1 protein-coding gene is annotated in these 4,925 nt (G+C 75.6%); it reads left to right on the top strand.

The window, feature by feature from the left end; genetic code table 11:
• Positions 1 to 116: 116 nt before the first annotated feature.
• On the top strand, positions 117 to 4,925 hold a 4,809-nt coding region (locus D6718_13575; protein RMG42633.1), incomplete at its 3' end, for a hypothetical protein.

Genomic DNA, 4,925 nt, shown 5'->3' with positions numbered 1-4,925 from the left:
GTCCTTGACCCGGTGCCCTGTCTCACCGTACCTGTGAGACACTTCCTCCGGCCGGACGGACGGCGCCGGCCCCGGGCGAAACGGTGGACGCCGAGACACGAGCACTGCGGGAGAGGGTGCTCGACGCCCTGGTGAGGGCGGAGGGCAACCGGAAGCGCGCCGCCGAGATCCTCGGCATCGGCCGGGCGACGCTCTACCGCTGGATCGACCGCTGCGGACTCGCCACCGCCGGCTCCGGCCCGGTCGGCGGCCGGTACGAGCCGATCCGCCCCCTCGAGGCCGGCCCCGGCTTCGAAATCCACCTCGCGCGCGACCGACTCGGCCGGTACGAGGGGATCGCGATCCGGCTGGAGGAGGAGGGAAGCTGGGGAGACGCGGACCCGGCCGCCGTGGCGCGTGTCCGCGACGCGTTGCGGGAGGCGAGGCACCCCTCCCTGGCGCGCGTCCTCGATCTCGGTATCGATCCGGGGAGCAGCAGACCCTTTCTCCTGTTCCGCTGGACCGACGCCCGGCCGCTCGGAGAGGACCCCGCGCTCTCGCCGGCCGAGCTGGCCCAGCTTTTCGAGCAGGCGCTCCGGGCACTCGACGCCCTGCACCGGAAGGGGCTCGTCCACGGCGGCCTCGGCCCGGGAGCGCTCCGCGTGGTGTCCGAAGCGGGAGCGATCCGAGCTTGGCTCACCCCGCCCGCGGCGGGAGCGGTGCTCAGCGGGCAGCCTCCCGCCTGGGCCTCGGCGGCGCCGGAGGCGCGGAAGGGCGCGGCCCCGTCCGCCCGCGGCGACCTGTTCGCGCTCGCCGCGCTGTTCGCCGCTCCCCTCGACCGCGCGGGCGGCGGCGCCGAGGCGGAGGAACTCCGCCGCCTCGTCCGGCGGTGCGGTGCGAGCGATCCCACCGCGCGGCCGGCCGACGCCGGTGCGGCACTGGAAGAGCTGGAGAGTTCGCGTGGCGTTCGCCGCGGCCCCGCGGTCTGGCCCGGTGTGCCGCGCTTCACCGGGCGCGACGCCGAGCTCGCGGTTGCGCTCGAGCGGATCGACCCGCGGCGGAAACTGCGGGAAGGGACGGCCCCGGCCCTCGTGGTGGTGGGGGAGGCCGGCATTGGCCGTTCGCGCTTCCTCGCCGTCTGCGCCGAGCGGCTCGAGGAGCGGGGCGTGCGCGTGGCCGCGGCGGCGTGCCACCCCGAGGGCGGCCTCGCGCCGATCGCGGAGCTGCTCCGCGCCGCTCTGGGCGACGGGCTCCCGCTCCGCACCCGGGAGGCCCTCCTGCGCCGGTACGCCACCGCCCTTCGCGCGGCGGCACCCGATCTGCTCGAAGCGGGCCCGGAGAACGGGAGCCGGCCTCCCGCCTCTCGGTTCCAGATGCTCGACGGCGTGGCGAGCGCACTCGCCGACGCCGCCGACGCGGCCCCGCTCGTCCTGGCCATCGACGACCTCCAGCACGCCGATCCCCTCGTCCTCGATCTGTTCTGGCACCTCGCTCGCCTCGCGCGCCGCGCGCCGCTTCGGCTGCTCGCCTCCGCGCTGAAGCCGGGGGACGGCGAGCTGCCCCCCGCGCTGGCCTCGATGCTCGAGGGAGCCGGCGCCGAGGGGCTGGCCGGCCTGCTGCCGTTGGGGCCGCTGTCGCGCGAAGCGGTCTTCGCGCTCGCCCAACAGGTGCTCGGTCCTGCGCTGACCGCGGCGGTGCGCGAGCGCCTGTGGGAGTCGAGCCGCGGGCACCCTTCGTTCCTCGTCGAGCTGCTCCGCGAACTCCTCGAGCGCGGGGCCACCGCCCCCCTGGAAGGAATCCGCCTTCCCGCGACCGCCCGCGAGCTGCTCCGGGCGCGGCTGGAGCGGCTCGATTCCGCGTCTCGGGCGCTCCTCGAAGCGCTGGTGCTCGCCGGCCGCCCGGCGTCGGAAGAAGAGTTGGGGGAGATCGCCGGCCGGCCGCCGGGGGCCGATCTCGAGACGCTGGAGAAGCGGGGCCTGATCTGCCGAGCGGACGGGGGCCGGTGGCGGCCGGCCCTCGAGATCCTCCGCGAGGTGCTCCTCGAGGAGTTGCCCGCCGAGACGCGGCGGCGCTGGCACCGGCGCTGGGCGGACCGACTCGCCGGCGTTCCGGGGAGCGAGGCGGAGAGGGCGAGACACCTCGTCGCCGCCGGCGCCGGGCCGGAGTGCCGGGAAGAACTCGTGGCGGCCGCCGACACCCTCATCTCCGGCTTCCAGCCGCGCGCCGCGATCCCGCTGCTCGAAGCCGCGCTCGACCGCTGCCCTCCGAGCAGCCGGGAGGCGATCGAGGTCTGCCGCCGGCTGGAAGCCGCCGCCCGCCACGCGATCGACCGGGAGCGCGCCGCACGCGCCTGCGAGCGCTGGGCGGAGATCGCGGAGCGGCTGGGCGACAAGGCGAGCGAGGCCCGGGCGATGAGCTTCCTCGCCGCGAGCCTGCGCGTCCTTTGCCGCTGGGATGCCGCGCTCGACGCCGCGCGGCGCGCCCTGCGCCTCGCCGAGGCCTCCGGCGAGGAGCGGGAGATCGCGCTCGCCGCCAAGACGCTCGCGCTGACTCTCTGGATGTCGTGGTCGCATCGCGAGGCGGTGGCGCCGATGCGGCGCTCCATGGAGCTGGCGCGCCGGGCGCGCAACAAGCTGGGGCAGGCCCGGACGCTGAACGACATCGCTTATCCGATCGCGATGACGGGAAGGGTCTACGAGGGTCTCACGGCATCGGAGACGGCCCGGGAGATGTTCCGCGAGGTCAGGGACGAGCCGTGGGTCTGGCTGAGCTACGTGAACGAGGCCCTGACGGTCAGCGCCCTCGGCGCCCTCGACGAGACCATCGAGCGGCAGAAGCGGGTGATCGAGGGCTTGCGCGAGGTGCAGCCGGACGTTTCCTTCGACGTCCTGTACGAAAACCTCGCCCTCGCGCTGCTCCGCGCCGGGCGCTACAGCGAGGCGCTCGAGGCCGGGCAGCGGCAGCTCGATGCGGCGACGCGCCTCGGCCGCCACACCTACCGCGTCTCAGCACTGCTGGCGATCGGCCACGCGCTCTACCGCCTCGGCAACGACCGCGCCGCGAGGGAACACGACCGCCTCGCCGCCCAGCTCGCCCGCGCCGTGGAAGAGGAAAGCCAAGCGCTGTACGCGGGGCTGGCGCGCGTGCGCGACCTGCGCGCCGCGGGCCGACTCGACGCCGCCGAGGAGGAGGCGCGCGCCCTGTTCGAGCGTGCCGCGGGGCGGCGCGCCAAGAAGCAGGGGATCACCGCGGCCCTCGAGCTGGCGAAGATCGCGCGCCGGCGCGGCCGGCCCGACGAGGCACACCGGTGGCTCGACGAGGCGGAGGCAGCCCTCGACGAGCGCTGGGAGGAGATGGAGGCGACGCGCGCGGAACTGCTCCTCGAGCGGGGCCGCGCGTGGAGCGCCACCGGACGGTTCGAGTTCGTGATCCCCCAGCTCGACATCGGCCTGGCGCTCGCCCGGCACCACGGACCGCGGGAAGCCCAGATCGCCCTCGCCGCCGAACTCGCCGAGGCGTGGCAGCGGGCGGGCGACGAAGAGCGCGCGCAGGCGGCTCTCGCCGAGGCGGCGGAGACGATCGAGCGCGTGGCGGCTTCCCTCGATCCCGGGGAGCACCGCGACGGCTTCCTCCGCCGGCCCGACATCGCGCGCGTGCGGGAGCTGGCGCGGCGGCGCGGCGCGGCAGGGCCGCGGGCGGGAGCGGCCGGAACCAGCTCGATCCTGGCCGCGCTCGATGCGTTCGCGCGAGAGGCCGCAGCGGGGCATCCCGTGGAGGCGCTCCTGGAAGCGGCGCTCGACGCGGTGCGCGCGGTCGCGGGCGTACGGCGGGCGGCGGTGCTCCTTCGCGGGCGAGAGGGAGAGTGGCGCGCGGCGGCCGCCGCGGGCTTCGAGGAGGGCGCCGATCCCCTCGCGGCGGCGCCCCGGGAACTGCTCGAGCGTCTCGCGGAAGAACGTCCGGAACAGGAGGCCGATGCGCGCGCGGCCGATCTCGGGCTCTTCCCGCTGCGGGCGGACGGCGCCTGCCTGGGCGCTTTGCACGTCGGGACCGGGGATGCGGGCCCCGGGATACCGGAGCGCCGCGCCCTGCGGGCGGTCGCCGCCCAGCTCGCCTCCGGCCTCGCGCGCGCGCGCCTCGCCGGGGAACTCGAGCGGCGGGCCGAGGAGCTGCGCGAGGCGAGGCCCGACCGCTGGCGGTTCGGAGAACTGATCGGCCGCTCCGAGCCGATGCAGCGCGTCTTCGCGCTGCTCGAGAAGGTCGCCCCGGCCGACGTGCCGGTGCTGGTCCTCGGCGAGTCCGGCACCGGAAAGGAACTCGCCGCGCGCGCGCTGCACGCGCACTCGCCGCGGGCGGAGGCGCCGTTCTTGTCGGAGAACTGCGCGGCGATCCCGGCGAGCCTGCTCGAAAGCGCTCTCTTCGGTCACGTCAAGGGGGCGTTCACCGGCGCCGACGCCGACAAGAAGGGGCTGTTCGAGCTGGCCGAGGGCGGCACGCTGCTGCTCGACGAGATCGGCGACATGAGCTTCGAGCTGCAGGCGAAGCTGCTGCGCGTGCTCCAGGAACGCGAGATCCGCCCGGTCGGCAGCGAGCGGACGATTCCGATCGACGTCCGCGTCGTCGCCGCCACCCACCGCGATCTGGCGCAGCTCGTCAACGAGGGCCGGTTCCGGCAGGACCTATTCTTCCGCCTCAACGGCATCACCGTCCGGCTGCCGCCCCTGCGCGAACGAAAAGAGGACATCCCGCTCCTGCTGCGCCACTTCCTCGAGCGGGAGTGCGCGAGCCGCGGCCTGGCGGTGCCCGAGGTGGAGCCGGTCGTCCTTCGCGCCCTCGCGCGCCACGACTGGCCCGGCAACGTCCGCGAGCTGCAGAACACCGTCCGCCGCCTGCTGCTGCTCGCGGAAGGCGACCGCATCGGCCGCCGCGAGATGGACGCGGACCCCGAT

This window comes from Acidobacteriota bacterium (assembly GCA_003696075.1).
Taxonomy (GTDB): Bacteria; Acidobacteriota; Polarisedimenticolia; order J045; family J045; genus J045.
This window is presented reverse-complemented; position numbering and strand designations above follow the sequence as displayed.